Below are 17829 nucleotides of genomic sequence, written 5' to 3'. Positions count from 1 at the left end.
CGCGGCCAGCTGTCACCTATGGTCGCGGTAAACGCTCTCCAACGACCGCTGGTGACAGCCGGGCCACCGCGAACAGCCGTGGGTGACAGCCACCGCGCCGCGAACAACCATGCATGACAGCCAGCCCACCGTGAACAACCGTGAATGACAGCCACCGCGCCGCGAACAACCATGCATGACAGCCAGCCCACTGCAGACAACCGTGAACGACAGCCAAGCCCACCGCGAACAGCCGTAACCGACAGCCGAGCCCACCACCAACAACCGTGAGCGACAGCCGGCCCCGGCACGGCCGATCACACCGACACCGACACCGACACCGTGTCAGCCGTCCAGCAGGGAGTCCGCCGGCCCACGGCTGCCGGCCGGGTACTCCTGCAGCGGCACCTTCCCTGCCCGCCACGCGGCCGTGACGGGTTCGACGATCCGCCAGCACTGCTCTGCCACGTCGGCCCGGATGGAAAGGGTCGGATCGTTGTCGAAGACGCCGCGCAGCACTTCGCCGTACGGCGGCAGATCGCCCGGGCCGAACTCGGCGCCCAGCGACACCGGGTCCAGTTCGAACGGGTCGCCCGGGCCGTTGATGTTGAAGTCCAGCGAGATCCGGTCCGGGCCGAAGCCGATGCGCAGGCGGTCCGGCTGGTCGCAGCCGTGCAGGCCGTCCGGCACGCGCGGCGGCTTCTTGAAGGTGATCACGGCTTCCTTGCGGGTGTCGCCGAGCGCTTTGCCGGAGCGCAGCCGGAACGGGACCCCCGACCAGCGCCAGGTGTCGACGGCGAGGACGACCTCGGCCAATGTCTCCGTCTGCTTGTGCGGGTCGACGCCGGGCTCGTCGGCGTACGCCAGGCGGGAAAGTGACCCGGCGGTGTATCGCGCCCGGCGGCTGCACGCCGCCGGGTCGTCGTCCCAGAGGCGGGTGGCGCGCAGCACGTCGGCCTTGCGGTCGCGGAACTCGGCGGCGGCCAGGCTGATCGGCGCCTCCATGGCGAGCAGCCCGAGGATCTGCAGCAGGTGGCTCTGGATCATGTCGGCGAGCGCGCCGGCGTTGTCGTAGTAGCCGGCCCGGTTCTCCAGGGCCAGGCTCTCGTCGAAGACGATCTCGACCGAGGCGACGTGGGTGTTGTTCAGCAGCGGTTCGAAGATCCGGTTGGCGAAGCGCAGGCCGAGGATGTTGAGCACTGTCGCCTTGCCGAGGAAGTGGTCGACCCGGTGGATGCGTTCCTCCGGCACCAGCCTGGTCAGCAGGGAGTTCAGCGCGGCGGCGGTCTCCGCGGAGACGCCGAACGGCTTCTCCAGCACCAGCCGGGTGCCTTCCGGCAGGTCCACCTCGAGCAGCGCCTCGCAGGCCCGGGCGGTCACCGCGGGCGGCAGGGCGAAGAAGATCGCCGGCGGGCCGTCGGCGGCGGCGAGCACGGTACGCAGATCGGCCGCCCGGGTGACATCGGCACGGACGTACCGGGTTGCCGGCGAGCCACCCGACGATTCGCGCACCCGCTGCTGCCAGCGGGAGTCGTCCCAGTCCTCGGTGGCGGCGCCGATCAGGGTCAGTCCGGGGACGTGACCGGCGGCGAGCAGCGCACCGAGGCCGGGCAGCAGGAGTCGGGCGGTCAGGTCGCCGGTCGCGCCGAGGATGATGAGGGTCTGGTCCGTCATGGACTCCCGATACCCGCCGGGCCGGGCCGGTACTCGACCTCGGGGCGTCCCGGTCCGCCGTACCGGGGGCTGCGGGTCACCCGGGCCGCCTCGGCGAGGTGTTCGAGGTAGCGGCGGGCGGTGACCCGCGAGGTGCCGGTGCGCCCGGCGACCTCGGCGGCGGAGAGCCCGGCCGGCGCGGCTTCCCGCAGCGCGGCCAGGATCAGGTCGAAGGTGCGCTGGTCCAGGCCTTTGGGCAGGCTTTCGGCGGAGGTGCCGCGCAGGGTGGCGAAGACCCGGTCCACCTCGTGCTGCGCGGCCACCTCGCTCGCCTCGAGCAGTTGCTTGCGGTACCGGGCGTAGCCGTCGAGCTTGTCGCGGAACGCGGCGAACGTGAACGGTTTGAGCAGGTAATGCGTGACGCCGAGCGCGACGGCCTGGCGGACCATGCCGATGTCCCGGTTGGACGTGACGGCCAGGACGTCGGTGCCGCTGCCGGCGGTCCGCAGCGCGCGGGCGATCTCCAGGCCGTGTTTGTCGGGCAGGTTCAGGTCGAGCAGGACCAGGTCGATCCCGGTGCTGCGGAGCAGGGTCATCGCGTCGCGGGCGGTGTGCGCCACCCCGGCCACCACGAAACCCGGGACCCGTTCGGTGTACGCGCGATGGGCCTCGGCGATCAGTGGCTCGTCGTCCACCACCAGGACCCGGATCACGACGGCACCGGGAGCCGTACGGTCAGCACGGCCCCGCCCTCCGCCGACGTGTCGATGAGGTACGTACCCCCGTACCGTTCGGCGACCTGCCGGACCAGTGACAGACCGACGCCGCGTCCCGCGCCCGGCTTGGTCGACCAGCCGCGCCGGAAGGCCGCAGCAGCCTGGTCGGGGCGCAGTCCCGGCCCGTTGTCCCGCACCTCGACAAGCACCTCGCCGTCCTCGTCCCGGATCAGCACCCGCACCCGCCGCGGCAGGTCCCGCCCGGCCACCGCCTCCAGCGCGTTGTCGACCAGGTTGCCGACCACGGTGAGCAGGTCCCGCGACGGGATCGGCGTGCCGGTGAGCCGGGACGCCGGGTCCACGGTCAGTTCGACGCCCCGCTCACCGGCCTGGGCGCTCTTGCCCAGCAGCAGCGCGGCCAGCGCGGGTTCACCGACCGCGCCGACCACCTGGTCGGTGAGCTGCTGCGCGAGTTCGAGCTCGGCGGTGGCCAGGGCGATCGCCTCGTCGGTGCGGCCCAGCTCCACCATGGTCAGCACGGTGTGCAGGCGGTTGGCGGCCTCGTGGGCCTGCGCGCGCAGCGCCTCGGTCAGGCCGCGCACCGAATCCAGTTCGCCGGTGAGGGCGCGCAGCTCGGTGTGGTCGCGCAGGGTGAGCACGGTGCCGAGGGTACGGCCCTCGAACCGCGTCTCGCGCCGGCTGGCCACCAGCACCCGGTCGCCGACCAGCACCGGCTCGTCCACGGTCGGCCGCTGCTCGGTGATCAGCCCGGCCACCTCGGCGGGCAGGTCCGCCGGCCCGTCCGCGCCGAGGCCGAGCAGCCGCCGGCCCTCATCGTTGATCAGCTCGACCCGGCCGGAGCGGCCGACGACCACCAGGCCCTCGCGGACGGAGTGCAGGACCGCGTCGTAGTACTCGAACATCCGGGTCATCTCGGCCGGACCGAGCCCGTGGGTCTGCCGGCGCAGGCGGCGGCTGAGCAGCCAGGAGCCGACCGCGGCCAGCAGCAGGGCGACGCCGGTGGCGGTGGCCACGGCCGGGAGCTGGGCGAGCAGGCTGCGGTTGATCGCGGCGGTGGTGATGCCGACCGAGACGAGGCCGATCACGGTTCCGGTGTCCGGGTCATGGACGGCCACCACGGTACGCACGGAGTCGCCGAGGCTGCCCCGGTACTCCTCCAGCACGACCCCGCCGCGCAGCGCCTTCTCGATGGTGCCGGCGAACGGCTTGCCGATCAGCTCGGCCGTCGGATGCGTGAACCGGGTCCGGTCGGGTGCCATCACGACGACGAAGTCGGTGCGGGTGGCCCGGCGGGTGGCCTCCGCCCACGGCTGCAGGGCGCGGGTCGGGTCGGCGCTGCGCAGCCCGTCCACGACGGCCCGGGAGAGCGCGATGGTGTCCGCGATCGCGGTGACCTCCTCGATCGCGGCGGTGCGGGCGTCCCGGTGGGCCAGCAGCACCGCTCCGGTGGTACCGACCGCCACCAGCAGGGTCACGACCAGCACCTGGAGGGCGAACAGCTGGCGGGCGATGGTCCAGCGACGACTCACCGCAACACCTTCCGGGTGAACAGAATGAACGAAATCGTGATCCGCCGGTGAGATCCAGGACACATTCTCGACATGGAAACCGCACCCGCCCCGAAGGTCAAGAAAGACCGCACCCGCTACCTCTATCCCGCGGTCGTCGTGGCCGTCGTCCTCGGCATCGGCGTCGGGCTCGTCGTCCCGGACTTCGCCCTCGAGCTGCGGCCGATCGGCACCGGCTTCGTCGACCTGATCAAGATGATGATCGCACCGGTCATCTTCTGCACGATCGTCCTGGGCGTCGGATCGGTCCGGCAGGCCGCCAAGGTGGGCAAGGTCGGCGGCCTGGCCCTGGGCTACTTCCTGACCATGTCCACCGTGGCGCTCGCGATCGGCCTGGTGGTCGGCAACCTGATCCACCCGGGTTCCGGTATGGACCTGAGCGAGTCGGTCGCGGCCGCCGGGCAGAAGGCGGTCGGCGACACCGCCTCGGAGAGCACCGCGGACTTCCTGCTCGGCATCATCCCCACCACGCTCGTCTCGCCGCTCACCGACGGCAACGTGCTGCAGACGCTGCTCGCCGCGTTGCTCGTCGGCTTCGCGCTGCAGGGCATGGGCTCGTCCGCGGCGCCGGTGCTGCGGGCGATCGGCATCTTCCAGAAGCTGGTCTTCCGGGTCCTCGCGATGCTGATGTGGCTGGCGCCGATCGGCGCGTTCGGCGCGATCGCCGCGGTGGTCGGCGCGACCGGCGTGGACGCGCTGATCAGCCTCGCCCAGATCATGCTGGGCTTCTACGCCACCTGCGTGATCTTCGTGTTCGGCCTGCTCGGCGCGATCCTGTGGGCCGTCGCCCGGATCAACATCTTCACCTTCTTCAAGTACCTGGGACGCGAGTTCCTGCTGATCGTGTCGACCTCGTCCTCGGAGTCGGCGCTGCCCCGCCTGATCGCCAAGATGGAGCACGTCGGCGTCTCCCGGCCGGTCGTCGGCATCACGGTGCCGACCGGGTACTCGTTCAACCTGGACGGCACGGCCATTTACCTGACCATGGCGTCGCTCTTCGTGGCGCAGGCGATGGGCGACCCGCTGGCGGTCGGTGAGCAGGTCTCGCTGCTCCTGTTCATGATCATCGCGTCGAAGGGCGCGGCCGGTGTCACCGGCGCCGGCCTGGCCACCCTGGCCGGGGGCCTGCAGAGCCACCGCCCGGACCTGGTCGACGGCGTCGGCCTGATCGTCGGCATCGACCGGTTCATGTCCGAGGCGCGGGCCCTGACGAACTTCGCCGGCAACGCGGTCGCGACCGTGCTGATCGGCATCTGGACCCGCGAGTTCGACCGCGAGCGGGCGGCGCTCGTGCTCAGCGGCGGCGACCCGTTCGACGAGTCGACAATGGTCGACGACGAGCACGGCCCGGATCCGGCGACGCCGGCGGCGACGGTGACACCGGCCGGCCCGGCCAAGGCGGAATCGACGACGACCTCCGCCTGAACCGGACAGACCCCACCCCGCCGCGCTTCCCCAGTCGCGCGGCGGGGTGGTTCCACGTCAGGCTCAGGCCCTGGTGCGGAATGCGGTGCGGCGGCTCTCGGGTCAGCCCGCGGCCGCCGCCTCGGTGAAGATCGCGGCGGCGCGCCGCGCCACCTCGGCGTCCGATCCGGTCCAGAGGCCGTCCAGCCAGGCACCGGCGAAGAGCCCGACGAGCGTCGGCACGCCGTCGGCCGCGGTCGCGTCGAGCCATTCGCTGACATCCGTCGGCGCGGGACCGTGCACCCGGTAGTAGCCCGCCGGGTGCTCCGGCCAGAACCGCGCGTCGAAGCGCAGCACCACCTTCTCCACCCGGCCGGCGCCGAGACGGCCGAGCGCGGCCCGGTGCGCCGCCGGGAGCGCCGGTTCGAACGCGATCCCGCCGGCGGCGAGGACCGGCAGCGGCACGGTCACGATCACCGCGTCGAACCGGGCCGCGTCGTTCACGGTGACGCCGTCCGCGTCCACCCGTACGCTCCGGACCGGCCGGGCCCGCCGCACCTGGAGCCCCGCGGCCAGGTGCTCGACGAGCAGCCGGTACCCGCCCACGATCCACCGGTCCCCCTCGCCGACGCCGGGCTCGAACCCGTGCCGCGCGCTCAGCCAGGTCAGCGGTGCGCCGGAGTCCATCACGATCTCGGCGTCGACGAACCGCCGGATCGCGCCGGCGGTGAACGGCGCCGGGTCCGCGAGCCAGGCCGCCAGCACGTCGGCCACGGAGGCCTGCGGCGGCGCCTGGGCCAGGCGGGTGCGCAGCGCGCGCTCCAGACCATCGGGTACGCCGTCCCGGCCGGACCCGAGCACCAGCGGATCAGTGAAGTCGGTGTCCACGACCGTGAGCCCGAGTTCCTCGGCGATCCGGGCCAGGACGTTGTCGTCGTACTGCTGGAGCCAGTTGGCGCCCAGGTCGAAGGTGAACCCGTCCAGGTCGATCCCCGCGGTCCGCCCGCCGATCCGGTCCCGCGCCTCCCACACCTGCGCCCGCACGCCCCGGGCGGCCAGTTCCCGGGCGGCGGCGAGACCGGCCATCCCGGCACCCGCCACCAGGACCCGGCGGTGGCCGAGACCGGCTGCCCAGACGGCGGCGCCGACCCCCTGCTCGTACGCCCCGTGGGTCATCCCGGCCCGGGTCGGGTGGGTGGCCTCGCCGGCGATCCGCAGCCGGTCACCGGCGGGGGCACCGAGCGCGATCCGGTCCGCCGGGGTGCCGTGCCGCCCGATCAGGCTCCAGGAGCCCCGGGCCCACGGGTCGTCGCCCCACCGGGAGACGGCGGACGCGAGCAGGCGAGGGGGCTTCGGCATGGCCGCGAGCATAAAGTCCGAAGATCACTCGCGCATCAGGATTTTTCCCACTGCGCAATATTTGATTCATCGGGGCCATCGCCCATAGCAATCGTGTCTGGGACGCACCTGAGAACCGACTGAGCGTTTCCGGTCAATGCCTTGCCACCGGCAAAGGACACGAAATACCTTCTGTAGTAACTTGATCGATCTTGTTGTAAAGTCCCCGACACAAACGTCTCCGCCGCTGCCGCTGAGAAGGACATGGCTCAGACGATGTTGAATCGCGCCCTGATGTACACCAAGCAACATACCCCCAACGACCTGCGCGTCCGGTTCCGCCGGGTGCAGCAGGAGGCGCACAACGCCCGGATCCGGCTCACGGTTCCGGTCGTCTCCCGGTGCGATTACACCAACATCTATCACTGCGCCGTGCGAAAGACCGCCAGCCAGTGGGTCAAATCCGTAATGAGCGATCCGATCGTTTACCGTCACTCCGGATTGCTCACCTACGACCCGCGGTTCGCCAACTGGAGTCACCCGCGGGTCAGCCCGCCGGATCGCATCGCGCTGTCGCTCTTCTTCTCCCGCAAACGCTTCGACGACATCCCCAAGCCGGAGCGCTACCGGGCCTTCTTCGTGATGCGCGACCCGCGCGACATGGTCGTCTCCAGCTACTTCTCGACCAAGGACTCGCACGGCCCGATGGGCGACGTCCTCGAGGTGCGCAAGGTGCTGCGCGAGAAGCCGAAGAAGGAGGGCCTGCTCTTCCTCATCGAGGATCTCGCCAAGAAGGGCCGGTTCAACGCGCTGCGCTCCTGGGTGCTGGCGCCGGAGGACGAGGCCGTCCGGTTGGTGCGCTACGAGGACCTGACCGGTCCCGATCAGCTCGAGGAGATGGACCGGCTGCTGCGGCACTGCGGCATCGCCGTGCCGCGGCCGGAGCTCGAGACGCTGCTCAACCGCTACAGCTTCTCCCGGATGAACGACCGCAAGGGCGCCGGCACCGTGTCGCACTACCGCAAGGGCGAGGCCGGCGACTGGCGCAACCACTTCGACGACGACATCCAGGCCGCCTTCGACAAGGCCGCCGGCAGCAAACTCGTCGAACGTCTCGGCTACCCCGCATACCAGGGCACCCCCGACTGACATCACCTGTTCCACCGCGTCAGGGCCGTACCAGCGCCGCGTGCGGCCCATGACAGCGCCCCACCGCCCGGTCGCCCTCCCCCAACCCGGTCGCCCCACCACCGCGCCGCGGCCGGCGGGACGCCTCAGTTCTGGGCGGCGTAGGCCTCCACCTTCGCGGTGTCGCCGGCGACGATCAGGATGGCGCCGTCGGGGACGGGGGTTTCCGGCCGGGCGTACACGAAGTCCTCGCCGGGGCGTTTGGTGCCCACCACCGTGACGCCCCACTGCGAGCGCAGCGCCAGCTGGGCCAGTGTCCGGCCGCCGGCGCCGTGCGGTGCGCGGACCTTGGCGATCGCGAAGCCGTCGTCGAACTCGATGTAGTCGAGCATCCGGCCGCTGATCAGGTGCGCGACCCGTTCGCCCATCTCGGCCTCGGGGTAGATGACGTGGTCGGCGCCGACCTGGGCGAGGATCTTGCCGTGTTTGACGCTTGTCGCCTTGGCCCAGATCTCGGGCACCCCGAGTTCGGCCAGGGCGAGCACGGTGAGCACGCTGGTCTCGAGGTTGGTGCCGATGCCGACGACGGCACGCGGGAAGTCCTGGATGCCGAGCTGGCGCAGGGCGTCCTCGTCGGTGGAGTCGGCCTCGACGACCTGGGTGAGGCGGTCCGACCAGTCGAGGACGATGCGCGGGTCGCTGTCGACGCCGAGCACGTCGTAGCCGAGTTCCAGCAGCGACTCGGCCACGGCGCTGCCGAACCGGCCGAGGCCGATGACGGCGACGTTCGTACCGCCGGGCGCGTTGTTCTCGGATTTGTCGACACGTTTGTCAGCCAACGAGGGGTCTCTCCTCCGGGTAGCGGTAGAGCCGGCGGCGGGTGTTCAGCGCGATCGCGGTGCCGACCGCGATCGTGCCGACGCGGCCGACATACATCAGGATCACCAGGACCACCTGCGCGGACGGCGGCAGGGTGCCCGTCACACCGGTGCTCAGGCCGACTGTCGCGAACGCCGAGGTGACTTCGAACAGGGCCCTGTCGAACGGTACGTTCTCGGTCAGGGCGTCGAGCGCGACGGTACCGGCGGCGACCAGCGCGACGCCCATCAACGCCACCGTGATGGCCTGTCGCTGTGCCTCCTCGGCGACCCGGCGTTTGCGGACCACCACGTCCGGCTCGCCCCGGATCTCGGCCCAGATCACATAGGCCAGCAGCAGGAACGTGGTGAGTTTGATGCCGCCGGCGGTGCTCGCGCTGCCACCGCCGATGAACATCAGTCCGGTCATCACCGCGAGGGTCTCGCTGTTGGCCTGGCCCAGGTCGACGCTGTTGAAGCCGCCGGACCGGGTCATCACGTCCTGGGTGAAAGCGGTCAGCACCTTCGCCGGGACGCCGAGCGGGCCGAGGGTCCCCGGGTTGCGCCACTCGAAGACCAGGAACATCAGGAAGCCGAAGACCGTCAGCAGCAGCGAACCGGCGACGGTCAGGAAGGTGTGCGTGGACCAGGTCCCCGGGGTGCGCCACTCGCGGAACAGCTCGAACAGCACCGGGAACCCGATGGATCCGGCGAGCACCCCGAACGCGAGCGGCAGGCAGATCCACGGGTCGGTGACGAATCGGACGATGCTGTCCGGGTAGAGCGCGAACCCGGCGTTGTTGAAGGCCTGGACGGCGTGGAAGACGGCGTACCAGGCGGCCTTGCCGAGCGGGTATCCGTACCCCTGCCAGAAACGCAGCATGAGCACGACGGCGATGGCGCTCTCGCAGACCAGCATGACCAGCGCCACCCGGCGCAGGACCGCCGCGACGTTGCCGCCGGTGAGCCCGGCGCTCTCGGCCTGCGCCATCAGCCGCCCGCGCAGGCGCAGGCGGCGGGAGACGAGCAGGCTGAGCAGGGTGGCCATGGTCATGATGCCGAAGCCGCCGATCTGCGACAGCACGGTCAGCAGTACGTGGCCGAAGGTGGTCCAGTAGGTCGGGGTGTCCACCACGGCCAGGCCGGTGACGCAGACGGCGGAGGCGGCGGTGAACAGCGCGGTGATGAACGGCGCGTGGCCGGGTTCGGCGCGCGCGGCCGGCAGCATCATCAGCGCGGTGCCGAGCGCGAGCGCCCCGAGGAATGCCAGCGGGACGATCCGAGCCGGATGCTGCCAGGGTGATCGCACGCCGACGATTATTGCCCCTGCGGACAGTGGTGTCGCAGCAGTGCCCGGCAAGCCGCCACGAGGGCCGCCACGCCGGGTGGGCCGCACAGCACTGCCTGTTGCAGGAATCCTGCAAACGAATTCCTCTTCACATCCATGTACACCTATGTTTTTCTAAGGCGCAGGAGCGCTCCCCACATCCCCAAGATCCGCGTTTCCCCGAATGCGGATCACGCTTTTCGAATGGGAGTACCACATGCCTGGCCTCATTCCCCGGCTCGCCGTGGCCGCCGCGTTGCCGCTCGTTCTCGCGGGCGCGGCCACCGGCGCGGCCGCAGCGGCCCCCGCCCAGACCTACGCCATCACCGACCTGGTGGGCTGGGCGACGCAGAACGGTGGCACCACCGGTGGTGGCAACGCCGCCACTACGACCGTGACCAGCGCGTCCGCCCTGACCTCGGCCCTCGGTTCCAGTGCGGCGTCTAACATCCGGGTCTCCGGGACGATCAACTGCAGCGGCATGTTGCGGGTCCGCTCCAACAAGACGATCATCGGGAACTCCGGCGCCGCGATCGTCGGCTGCGGATTCAACATCAACGGCGACCGGAACGTCATCATCCGTAATCTCTCTTTCCGGAATTGGAACGACGACGCGATCAACGTGCAGGAGTCGGCCACCAACATCTGGGTCGACCACAACAGTTTCAGCAACGGGAACGACGGCGCGGTCGACATCAAACGCGGTTCCGATTTCATCACCGTCTCGTGGAACCGGGTATTCGACCACGACAAATCCATGCTGCTCGGGCACAGTGACAGCAACGCGAGCCAGGACACCGGGCACCTGCGGGTGACCTACCACCACAACTGGTTCGACGCGTCGACGCAGCGGCACCCCCGGGTGCGGTTCGGCAACCCGGTGCACGTCTACAACAACTACTACTACGACAACTCCGGGTACGGCGTGGCGTCCACCGAGGGCGCCGGCGTCCTGGTCGAGGCGAACTCGTTCGAGAACGTCGACGACCCGTTCCACCTCGGCGAAGGCTCGTCGGACGAGGGCACGCTGGTGGCCCGCAACAACTTGCTGGTCAACTCCGGCAGCGGGCAGACCGGCGGCAGCGTGCGGGCGATCCCGTACTCGTACACCGCCGACCCGGCGTCGAGCGTGAAGTCCATCGTGACCGCCAACGCCGGCGCCGGCCGCATCAACGTCTGACGTCCCGTCCCTCCACGAACGGCGTGCCCTCCCCCGGCCTCCATCGGGGGAGGGCACGCGGTCCCGCACGGCAGCTCTCCTCCAGCCTGCGGTGGCCGTCTGCCACGTAACGTCCAGGGCCCGGACACGCCAGGTCAGATCAGCTGCGCGAGCCGCGTGTAGAAGTCCTCGGGGTCGGCGGTGGCCGACGACTTGAAGAGGGCCGCGATGTCGTCGACGACAACCTCGTACCGTCCGGCCTCGACGCCGTCCAGGGTTGCCCGCGCCACGACGGCGGGGTCGACTTTCGGCAGGTCCAGGCCCTTGGTCAGGTCTGTGTCGGCCAGACCGAGATGCACCGACGTGACCAGGGTGCCCTGCGCGGCGAGTTCATGCCGAAGGCCGTTGCTCATGCTCCATTGCGCGGCCTTGCTCGCCGCGTAGCCGGTCGCGCCGGGCAGCGGGAACCAGGAGGCGGCGGACGCGATGTTCACGACGGCGCCGCCACCGTTGGCGGCCAGGACCGGGGCAAACGCGCGGACCATCGACAGGGTGCCCCAGAAGTTGACCTCCATCTCCGCGCGCAGGCTGTCCGGATCGCCCAGCAGGGTGCCGCCGAAACCCGCACCGGCGTTGTTCACCAGCAGGTCGACGTCGCCCGCTGCTCGGGAGGCGTCGGCGACGGCTTCCGGATCGGTGATGTCGAGGGCCAGGAGGTGGGCACCGGGCAGATCGAGGGTTTCCGGACGTCGCGCGGTCGCGTAGACCTTCGCTCCGCGCTCCAGCAGGGCCTTGGCCAACGCGCGGCCGATGCCGCGGTTGGCGCCGGTGACGAGCGCGGTGGCCTGGTTGATCTTCATGGGGTTACGCTAAAACGTCACGCTGACGTGAGATTCAAGTCAGACGTTTGGGGGATCTTTGCGCATCGGGGAGCTGGCCCACGGAACCGGAGTGAGCGTGCGGGCCCTGCGTTACTACGAGGAACAGGAGCTCCTCGTACCCGATCGCAGCTCGGGCGGTCATCGGCGCTACCCGGTGACCGCGGTGGACTCGGTGAGGTTCATCCAGCTACTCTTCGCCGCCGGCCTCGGCAGCAAGACGATCAAGGGTCTCCTGCCGTTCCTGGACGACGGCATGAGCACGCCCGAGATGCTCGCGCAGCTGGCCGCCGAGCGCGCCCGGATCCGCGCGAAGATCGATGAGCTGAGTGCGGCCGATGCCCGGCTCGGCGACCTGATCGAGGAGGGAGCCCGGCTACGGACGCCGGGTGTCCCCATGCGTTGCTCGCCCTTCACCGCCTGATCCGCCGGCCTCAGCCATGATCACGAATGGCGGTTGCCGTACTGGCCGGCGGTTCCGCACGGCAGCTCGCTGAGGCGGGCGGTCAGGAAGCGGCGTTCCGGCTCGGACGTGACTGCCGACAACGCCTCGCGATAGCACTCGGCGGCCTCCCCGAACCGGCCCAGACGACGCAGCAGCTCGGCCCGGGCGGCCGGCAGCAGGTGGTACCCGGGCAGGTCGACGCCGTCCAGCACCGCCAGACCGGCCTCCGGTCCGGCCGACTCCGCCACGGCGACAGCCCGGTTCAGCTCGACCACCGGGGACGGGGCGAGCCGGGCCAGCGCGGCGTAGAGCACGGCGATCTGCGGCCAGTCGGTGCTGCCGGCCGTCGCGGCGGTCGCGTGGCAGGCGGCGATCGCGGCCTGCAGCCGGTAGGGGCCGCGACCGCGGGACTGTTCGAGGACGCGTACCCCTTCTTCGATCATCTCCTGATCCCACCGGGATCGGTCCTGCTCGGCGAGGGTGACCAGGTCACCCGCCGCGTCGGTGCGCGCGGCGCGCCGCGCGTGGTGCAGCAGCATCAACGCGAGCAGGCCGCGCACCTCCGGTTCGTCCGGCATCAGCGCGCCCAGCACCCGGGTGAGCCGGATCGCCTCGTCCGCCAGGGCACCCCGATCCGCCGAGTAGCCCTCGTTGAACATCAGGTAGAGCACGGCGAGGACGCCGGAGAGGCGTTCCGGGAGCAGGTGGGCGGCGGGGATGCGGTACGGGATCCCGGCGTTACGGATCTTGCGCTTCGCCCGGACCAGCCGTTGCGCCATGGTCGCCTCCGGAACCAGGAAGGCGCGGGCGATCTGCGGCGTGGTGAGACCGGCGAGAGTACGCAGCGTCAGCGCCACCCGGGCGTCCAGCGGCAGCGCCGGATGACAGCACGTGAAGATCAACTGCAGGCGGTCGTCCGGCACCGGGCCCTCCTCCGCACGCGACTCCACCGGCGGCAACGCCCGCAGCCGCGCGTCCTCGGCCGACGCGCGGCGCAGCCGGTCGATCGCCCGGTTGCGGGCGGCCGTGGTCAGCCAGGCACCCGGATTGCGCGGTGTGCCGTCCACCGGCCATCGGGTCAGCGCCTTCGCGAACGCGTCCTGCGCGCACTCCTCGGCCAGGTCCCAGTCACCGGTGAGCCGGATCAAGGTCGCCACGATCCGGCCCCACTCCTCCCGGAACGCCGTCTCGACCGCGCCCGCCGCGTCCGTCGAGGGTTTCTCCCGGTGCGGCGTCATTCGTCGAACGGGCGCAGCTCGATCGCCCCGAACCGGGCCAGCGGATGCCCGGCGGCGATCGCCACGGCCTCCTCCAGCGACGCGCAGTCGAGGATGTCGTAGCCGGCGATCCACTCCTTGGTGTCCGCGAACGGTCCGTCCGTGATCAGCGCCCCGTGGTCACGAACGGTCGTGGCGTCCTCCCGGCCACGCAGCTGATGCCCCTCGACGCGCTGCGGCGTCGACGCCAGCCACTGCTCGATCGTGTTCTCCTCCGCCGTCATGGTGAGGCTGTCGTCGGCACAGACGAAGGCCAGGATTCTCATGTCAGTGCTCCGCGGGGTGGAAGGGACGGATCTCGACACCGGCCGGGTGACCGGAAGCGATCTCGATGGCCTGATCCAGATCGGGCACGTCGACGATCTCAAACGCGCCGATGTGCTGCGATGTGTCCGCGAACGGTCCCTCGGTCACCCGCACCTCGCCGTCCCGGACCCGGACCGTGACCGCCTCCGCCGCCGGGCGCAGCCGCTGCCCCCGGTGATGCTCGCCGGCGTCACCCAGCATCCAGAGCATGTAGCGCATGATCTCCTCCTTCTCTCACCCTGACGACGCCGCGCCCGGCGGAAAATCGACACCGGCGACCGGTCGATTCCGGGGAATCCGCGGCGTCGTGCTCACATGACACCGCATCACTTCTGGTTGATCGCCCACCTGCACACCGAGTCGACGCGCGAGGTCGACAGGACGATGGGGCGCATGGCCGCCGGCCTGCGCCGGCTCTGGCGGCGGCCGAGGAGGCGGAGCTGAGCGGCGTACGGGTCACCGAAGGCGCCCGAACCGTCCCTCGAGACGGGCCCGCGCCAAGCCCACCCGTCGCGCCAGATCCGGGGAATGCGTGAGCTCACGCCGGTTCCACTCTCCGCCGAGGCAGTCCTCCACCGCACTCCAGGCCTCCTCGACAGTCGAGCGCGAGCCTGCCCAGCTGAAGGCATCAAGCAGCTGAAGGCACTCGTGCGGGGCAAGACGTCGGGCGATGATCACCACGCGATCCAACGCCGCGGCCAGTTCGATCCGTCCGTCCGGGCTGTCCGCGGCGCCGCAGCGGAAAAGGCACAACAAGGTGAGCGTCACGTCGGCGGAAGTAAACGTGTCACGGAACAGCCGTAGCTTCCGGAGCAGGCGGATCACCGTGGCCGACGGCAGGCGGTGGGAGTCGGAAGCCAGGAAGTGCAGAACCATGCCGGCACCCCGGCCGGACTCGAAGCCGGTCTGCTCCCTGCTGGTCACGGCCACGACCGCTCGCTCATAGGCGTCAGGCAGATCGGGACCGCCCTCCACGAACGAAGCCTGCCAGAGTTCGAGCAGGGTGCGCGCCGGTGACTCGGCGTCGTCCGGGCCGTGCACGACCAGGCCGGTGACCTCGTCCGGCATCGATCTCAGCATCGGTTCCAGGGTGTGCCGCAGCAGGTCGTCCCCGAGAGCACCGCTGAGCTGCATCGACACCAGAGCCGGCGCCAACCTGAACGATCCGGGCAATGTGGTCCCCGCCTCCGCGGACCGTAGTGGGGCGCTCGGCCGCAACCCGTGCACCCAGAGGGCGTCCGCGGAGACGTCCGCACCGCTCACCGCCCGGACCAAGATCAAGTCCCTGCGCTCGTCGGGGGTCCACCTGCGGACGACCGTGATGGACGCCATCGCGTCGAGGAACATGCTGCCCGGCACGGCCGCCCGCCACATCAGGGCCTGGTCGCGCAGCCAGGCCGCCGGGTCCCGGGCGTGCTGGAACAGTTCCGAGGCGCGCACCTCGCCACCGCAGGCCAGGGTGAGGACGGCGAGGTTGAAGGAGTACGTCGACATCCAGTGATCGGTCCGCTTGTCCACCGGCCGGTAGGTTCGCGGGGTGAACTCGGGGCGGGTCACCGCGACCCGCAGCCGGTCCGTCAGCCAGGCCCGGATGTCGGCCGACCCGCCCAGCAGTTCCCGGACGAACGGCAGCACCGTGGCCCGGGCACAGAGCGGGGTGTACCCCAGCAACGACCGCACCTGCTCGTCCTCGGCACCGGCGCCGAGCGTCAGGGTCCGGGCCTTCGCACGGACCGCGGCGTCGGTGAGTGCCTGCACCACGAGCCGGGCCACCAGGTATTCGCCGAAGGTGGCGTGCAGGAACTCGTACGTCTGCAGGGTCCGGTCGTCGCGTTGCGCCTGCGCCTTCTGGATGAAGAAGAAGCGCCCGACCATCTCCTGTCCCGCGGTGAGCGGGCTGCGGAACGCCTCGGTCTCCCGGCCGCGAGGTGGCAGGCCGAGCTGGGCGAGGTCGCTGTCGAGTTCCTCGGTGGTCACCCAGAGGCGCCCGCGGTGGAACATCGCGAACGCCACCACGGACAGCCGCAGCAACTCGTCCTCGACCAGGCCGGGAACCGTGGGTTCGGGCTGGTTGCGGTGGATGCGGCGGACCTCGCGCTCGGCGAACCGGTGCAGCAGGCGTTCGTAGAGCTGCGCGGTGCTGAGGGCCTCACCGGCGCCCTGGACGGCGTTGTCGTCGGCGTCGTAGAGCGCCAGCATCAGCAGCAGGAGCGGCTGCTCGGCGAGGTCCGGATAACGGCCGAGCACATCCCGGGTGAGCGGACGGCGGCCGGTCGCCTGCCAGTACGCGGCGTTGGCGTGGTTCCAGGTGGCGATCCAGCGGTCGAGCTGCGGCTCGTCGAAGGGTTCCAGCCGGACCGCGAGGGTGCCGGCCGGGAGACGGGCCCGGTCAGCGACCGCCACCCGGCTGGTGACCAGCACCGCGGCCGGTCGGCCCAGCGCCGCCTCCCGCTGCTGGAACGCCGCCACCCGCTGCAGGTAGTCGGACTGGTGGATGCCGGTGGCCTGGAGCAACTCGTCGAAGCCGTCGAGCAGCACGACCGGCATCGCGCCGTCGGCCTCCCGGGTGATGTCGGCCCACGCCACGGTCTCGCCGATGGCGTTGCGCAACGCGAACTCGATCTGCTCCTGGATCCCCGCCTCGGCCGGCACCTCCCGCAGCACCACCCGGACGACGAGGTAATCGCTCGCCGGCAGCCGGGCGGCGAGGATCCGGGTGAGCGACGACTTTCCGGCGCCGGGCTGGCCGAGCAGGAGCAGCGGGGCCTGGACGGCGTACGGCGTGGTCAGGTAGGTGCCCAGGAAACCGGCGAAGTCGGCGCCGATCCCGGTGTCCCACCACTCCTCCTGGGCGGGGCGGGCACCGGGTCCGGCCGGTTTCACCCGGAAGCGCGGGTCGAGGTACGCGGTGCCGAGGCTCGGCATCGACAGGTCACCGGTGTCGCCGCCGAGGATGGGCCGGCCCAGGTCGGCACGGTAGGCGATGGCGAGCGCCTGCCGGTGACGTACCGGGTCGCGGTGCGAGGTGACCCGGAGCAGGGTGGCCTCCAGAGCCTCCAGCCCCCGTGCGGTGGCCCGGTTCTCCTGGTGACCCATCCAGATGGCGAACTCGGGGACCTCCTCGGTGAGGCGGCGCAGGCTCTCCTCGTACCGGGCGACGGCCAGCTCCGGCAGCACGCTCGCGGACAGGTCACCGACGGCGGTTCCGGCGGCTACCGCGGCGGCCCGGACGGTGTACCAGCCGGTCAGCTGCCGCAGCAGCTCGTCGTGACCGGTGTCCGGGCCGGGGCCGGGGATCGGGGCGGCGAGCAGCAGCTCCGGCCAGCCGCCGGTCTGCTCCCGCACGGCCGCCAGCAGGGCGATCTGGTCCTCCCGGGACAGGCCGGGCGGGCTGCCCCCGGTCACGTCCAGGAAGCCCTCCAGGGCCTCGAAGAACGCGGTGACGACGAGCACTCCGTGTGCGGCGTGCAGGCGCTGGCTGCGGTTGTAGCGGCTCTGGCCCCGTACCAGATCGGTGATCCTCGCCGACACCAGGCGGCCGAGCCGGATCACCTCGGTCTTGGCGTCGAAGAGGCTCGTCGCGGCCTCGCTGCCGCCCGCCGTAGCCACCGCGAGTGCGCCGCCCAGCGTGTTGTCGGTGAGCCGCAGCAGCGGGCCGGACCCGCCGAGCAGCTTGAGCGCGTCGTTGTAGGTCAGACCCTGTGCCACCCGCACACTATATGGACGGACGTGCCGAGGGATATCTGCGACATATCCCTCGGCACGCTCCCTCG

Annotated in this window: 16 protein-coding genes; 5 read left to right on the top strand and 11 right to left on the bottom strand. The window is 70.9% G+C overall.

Annotation, left to right across the window (positions count from 1 at the left end):
• Positions 1-324: 324 nt before the first annotated feature.
• The 3 genes from LPA41_RS15635 to LPA41_RS15625 are packed head-to-tail and all read right to left on the bottom strand — an operon-like array spanning position 325 to position 3898.
• Entirely contained in the window at positions 325-1653 is a 1329-nt protein-coding gene (locus LPA41_RS15635) for a glucose-6-phosphate dehydrogenase (protein WP_229071101.1), read from the bottom strand.
• Positions 1650-2345, bottom strand: a complete 696-nt coding sequence (locus tag LPA41_RS15630; RefSeq protein WP_229071100.1) for a response regulator — start codon at positions 2343-2345, stop codon at positions 1650-1652. Before LPA41_RS15630 ends, LPA41_RS15635 begins: the two co-directional genes overlap by 4 nt.
• Entirely contained in the window at positions 2342-3898 is a 1557-nt protein-coding gene (locus LPA41_RS15625) for a sensor histidine kinase (RefSeq protein WP_229071099.1), read from the bottom strand. Before LPA41_RS15625 ends, LPA41_RS15630 begins: the two co-directional genes overlap by 4 nt.
• 72 nt (positions 3899-3970) lie before the next feature.
• Here LPA41_RS15625 and LPA41_RS15620 point away from each other — a divergent pair, with 72 nt between their 5' ends.
• The gene (locus tag LPA41_RS15620) at positions 3971-5362 is read left to right on the top strand and encodes a cation:dicarboxylate symporter family transporter (RefSeq protein ID WP_229071098.1); all 1392 of its coding nucleotides are present in this window, start codon (positions 3971-3973) and stop codon (positions 5360-5362) included.
• A 102-nt stretch (positions 5363-5464) separates the two neighbouring features.
• On the opposite strand, the gene LPA41_RS15615 is transcribed toward LPA41_RS15620, so the two are convergent.
• The gene (locus tag LPA41_RS15615) at positions 5465-6700 is read right to left on the bottom strand and encodes an FAD-dependent oxidoreductase (RefSeq protein WP_229071097.1); all 1236 of its coding nucleotides are present in this window, start codon (positions 6698-6700) and stop codon (positions 5465-5467) included.
• A gap of 255 nt (positions 6701-6955) precedes the next feature.
• Between LPA41_RS15615 and LPA41_RS15610 the strand changes: the two genes are divergently transcribed.
• Positions 6956-7828, top strand: coding sequence for a sulfotransferase domain-containing protein (locus LPA41_RS15610; protein ID WP_229071214.1), 873 nt, complete (start codon positions 6956-6958; stop codon positions 7826-7828).
• 125 nt (positions 7829-7953) lie between these two features.
• Here the strand turns inward: LPA41_RS15610 and LPA41_RS15605 are convergent, their stop codons facing one another.
• Both LPA41_RS15605 and LPA41_RS15600 read right to left on the bottom strand, forming a co-directional pair.
• On the bottom strand, positions 7954-8646 hold the full coding sequence (locus tag LPA41_RS15605) for a TrkA family potassium uptake protein (RefSeq protein ID WP_229071096.1): 693 nt from the start codon (positions 8644-8646) through the stop codon (positions 7954-7956).
• The gene (locus tag LPA41_RS15600; RefSeq protein ID WP_229071095.1) at positions 8639-9973 is read right to left on the bottom strand and encodes a TrkH family potassium uptake protein; all 1335 of its coding nucleotides are present in this window, start codon (positions 9971-9973) and stop codon (positions 8639-8641) included. The genes LPA41_RS15605 and LPA41_RS15600 overlap by 8 nt, the downstream gene beginning before the upstream one ends.
• 235 nt (positions 9974-10208) lie before the next feature.
• Between LPA41_RS15600 and LPA41_RS15595 the strand changes: the two genes are divergently transcribed.
• Positions 10209-11171 carry a polysaccharide lyase family 1 protein gene (locus LPA41_RS15595; protein ID WP_229071094.1) on the top strand — a complete coding sequence of 321 codons (963 nt, stop codon included), beginning with the start codon at positions 10209-10211 and terminating at the stop codon, positions 11169-11171.
• A 134-nt stretch (positions 11172-11305) separates the two neighbouring features.
• On the opposite strand, the gene LPA41_RS15590 is transcribed toward LPA41_RS15595, so the two are convergent.
• Entirely contained in the window at positions 11306-12010 is a 705-nt protein-coding gene (locus LPA41_RS15590) for an SDR family oxidoreductase (protein ID WP_229071093.1), read from the bottom strand.
• Positions 12011-12068: 58 nt separating this feature from the next.
• Here LPA41_RS15590 and LPA41_RS15585 point away from each other — a divergent pair, with 58 nt between their 5' ends.
• A complete protein-coding gene (locus LPA41_RS15585; RefSeq protein ID WP_229071092.1) occupies positions 12069-12452 on the top strand; it encodes a MerR family transcriptional regulator in 384 nt (127 codons plus the stop codon).
• Positions 12453-12472: 20 nt separating this feature from the next.
• Here LPA41_RS15585 and LPA41_RS15580 read toward each other — a convergent pair whose 3' ends face one another.
• From LPA41_RS15580 to LPA41_RS15570, 3 genes are read right to left on the bottom strand one after another with little or no spacing between them, the layout of a single operon-like run.
• The gene (locus tag LPA41_RS15580) at positions 12473-13711 is read right to left on the bottom strand and encodes an RNA polymerase sigma factor (protein ID WP_229071091.1); all 1239 of its coding nucleotides are present in this window, start codon (positions 13709-13711) and stop codon (positions 12473-12475) included.
• Entirely contained in the window at positions 13708-14016 is a 309-nt protein-coding gene (locus LPA41_RS15575) for a YciI family protein (RefSeq protein ID WP_229071090.1), read from the bottom strand. Before LPA41_RS15575 ends, LPA41_RS15580 begins: the two co-directional genes overlap by 4 nt.
• 1 nt (position 14017) lies before the next feature.
• The gene (locus tag LPA41_RS15570) at positions 14018-14275 is read right to left on the bottom strand and encodes a YciI family protein (RefSeq protein ID WP_229071089.1); all 258 of its coding nucleotides are present in this window, start codon (positions 14273-14275) and stop codon (positions 14018-14020) included.
• 96 nt (positions 14276-14371) lie between these two features.
• On the opposite strand from LPA41_RS15570, the gene LPA41_RS41910 reads away from it, so the two are divergent.
• A complete protein-coding gene (locus LPA41_RS41910) occupies positions 14372-14500 on the top strand; it encodes a hypothetical protein (protein ID WP_255689738.1) in 129 nt (42 codons plus the stop codon).
• Positions 14501-14512: 12 nt separating this feature from the next.
• On the opposite strand, the gene LPA41_RS15565 is transcribed toward LPA41_RS41910, so the two are convergent.
• Positions 14513-17764: an NACHT domain-containing NTPase gene (locus LPA41_RS15565; protein WP_229071088.1), complete on the bottom strand. Its 3252-nt coding sequence runs from the start codon at positions 17762-17764 to the stop codon at positions 14513-14515.
• Between the last annotated feature and the right edge of the window lie 65 nt (positions 17765-17829).

It is taken from the genome of Actinoplanes sp. DH11 (assembly GCF_020873875.1).
GTDB lineage: Bacteria > Actinomycetota > Actinomycetes > Mycobacteriales > Micromonosporaceae > Actinoplanes.
This window is presented reverse-complemented; position numbering and strand designations above follow the sequence as displayed.

Bases quoted from the DNA above. Each gene is read 5' to 3' on its own strand.
- LPA41_RS15615 (WP_229071097.1), bottom strand. From the start codon at position 6,700: ATGCCGAAGCCCCCTCGCCTGCTCGCGTCCGCCGTCTCCCGGTGGGGC.
- LPA41_RS15595 (WP_229071094.1), top strand. From the start codon at position 10,209: ATGCCTGGCCTCATTCCCCGGCTCGCCGTGGCCGCCGCGTTGCCGCTC.
- LPA41_RS15590 (WP_229071093.1), bottom strand. From the start codon at position 12,010: ATGAAGATCAACCAGGCCACCGCGCTCGTCACCGGCGCCAACCGCGGC.
- LPA41_RS15610 (WP_229071214.1), top strand. From the start codon at position 6,956: ATGTTGAATCGCGCCCTGATGTACACCAAGCAACATACCCCCAACGAC.
- LPA41_RS15580 (WP_229071091.1), bottom strand. From the start codon at position 13,711: ATGACGCCGCACCGGGAGAAACCCTCGACGGACGCGGCGGGCGCGGTC.
- LPA41_RS15570 (WP_229071089.1), bottom strand. From the start codon at position 14,275: ATGCGCTACATGCTCTGGATGCTGGGTGACGCCGGCGAGCATCACCGG.
- LPA41_RS15635 (WP_229071101.1), bottom strand. From the start codon at position 1,653: ATGACGGACCAGACCCTCATCATCCTCGGCGCGACCGGCGACCTGACC.
- LPA41_RS15620 (WP_229071098.1), top strand. From the start codon at position 3,971: ATGGAAACCGCACCCGCCCCGAAGGTCAAGAAAGACCGCACCCGCTAC.
- LPA41_RS41910 (WP_255689738.1), top strand. From the start codon at position 14,372: ATGACACCGCATCACTTCTGGTTGATCGCCCACCTGCACACCGAGTCG.
- LPA41_RS15575 (WP_229071090.1), bottom strand. From the start codon at position 14,016: ATGAGAATCCTGGCCTTCGTCTGTGCCGACGACAGCCTCACCATGACG.